The sequence below is a fragment of the Telmatospirillum siberiense genome, from assembly GCF_002845745.1.
Classification (GTDB): domain Bacteria; phylum Pseudomonadota; class Alphaproteobacteria; order Rhodospirillales; family Magnetospirillaceae; genus Telmatospirillum; species Telmatospirillum siberiense.
In genome coordinates, this window is sequence record NZ_PIUM01000080.1 from 1 (window position 1) to 1,271 (window position 1,271).

The following is a 1,271-nucleotide window of genomic DNA, read 5'->3' on the forward strand; positions in this document are numbered from 1 at the left end:
GCCGGTGACATCCATCGAGGACCTCTACAAGCGCGCCGTCGCCCTCACCGGAGAGCCAAAGCCCATCGAGTTCCTCGACAAGGTCGTCGGTATCGTGCGTTATCGCGATGGTTCGGTCATCGATGTCGTACGACAGGTGAAGGCGTGAGTGTCGACGAAACACGTCTGTCCCTGGGTGTTTCCCCCTTCCCATCGTGGGAAGGGGGGCTGGGGTTTTATCCACCGCCACCGGGTCGCCGGGCATGGCCGGGCGGGGAGAGCTGCTCTTTTCATCATCAAGAACTCGTTGCCCGTCTGGCGCATGGGGCCCTGATCCGCGAAGTGCTTCTCACGCCGAAGCCGGGATTGGTCGATCGCCGGAATTCGGGCGCTCATCGCGACATGGGGCTCGACACCTTCCTGACCAGCGCGGAGGCCATCGCCCCTTGGTTCTCCAAGTTTTTCCTATGCGGGATGTCCGGCCACCGCAGTCCGGCCGAGCATGTCCTCGCCATGCTGCGCTCCGACGGCGTCGCCTGCGAGAAGGCGATGTTCGCCGCGACCGGCGGGATCAATACCCACAAAGGCTCGGTTTTCGCTTTTGGTCTTTTGTGTGGTGCGGTGGGGCGTTGCCATGGGCAGGGGCGTCCTCTCGACGTCCAGACGATCTGCGACGAAGTGGCCGGCATCTGTCGCGATCTCGTCGAGCGGGAGTTGGATCGCGCCGGCGAGGCGACCACCGCGGGCGAACATCTGTTTCACCAATATGGTCTGACCGGCGCCCGCGGCGAGGCGGCCTCGGGATTCCAGACGGTTCGGACATTCTCGCTGCCGGCCTTTTTGGCGGTGGAGGCCGAAACCGGCAGTGAGCAACTTGCCCTGTTCGCGGCCCTGCTCGCCTTATTGGCGTCCAACGCGGATACCAATCTGGTGGCGCGCGGCGGTCCGGAGGGCCTGCTTTTCGTTCAGCGGGAAGCCTCGCGCCTGCTTGCCGAGGGCGGCGTCCATGCGCCTTATTTCATGGCGAAGATGGCTGCTTTCGATGACGCCCTGATCAAACGCAACCTCAGTCCGGGCGGCAGCGCCGATCTTCTGGCGGTGACCTGGTTCCTGGCCCGTCTTTCCCTTTTTCGCGACCACAACGACAAGAATTTGCCTAAGGAGGAAGTTTCCGATGTCGATGCTTGAAGCATATCGCCAACATGTCGCCGAACGCGCCGCGTTTGGCATTCCCCCGTTGCCCCTGAGCGCGTCGCAGACGGAAGCTCTGGTGGCGTTGTTGGAAGCCCCTC

General features: G+C 63.3%; 3 protein-coding genes. All 3 read left to right on the forward strand.

Translation table 11 applies throughout. The annotated features are described in order from the left end of the window. Positions 1 to 4 precede the first annotated feature (4 nt). Positions 5 to 148, forward strand: a complete 144-nt coding sequence (locus CWS72_RS27275; RefSeq protein ID WP_241911921.1) for a citrate lyase subunit alpha — start codon at positions 5 to 7, stop codon at positions 146 to 148. Beyond that, on the forward strand, positions 145 to 1,167 hold the full coding sequence (citG, locus tag CWS72_RS27280) for a triphosphoribosyl-dephospho-CoA synthase CitG (protein WP_241911920.1): 1,023 nt from the start codon (positions 145 to 147) through the stop codon (positions 1,165 to 1,167). The genes CWS72_RS27275 and citG overlap by 4 nt, the downstream gene beginning before the upstream one ends. After that, a partial coding sequence (locus CWS72_RS28880) for a hypothetical protein (RefSeq protein WP_420824061.1) occupies positions 1,160 to 1,271 on the forward strand: 112 nt, incomplete at its 3' end. The genes citG and CWS72_RS28880, both read left to right, overlap by 8 nt.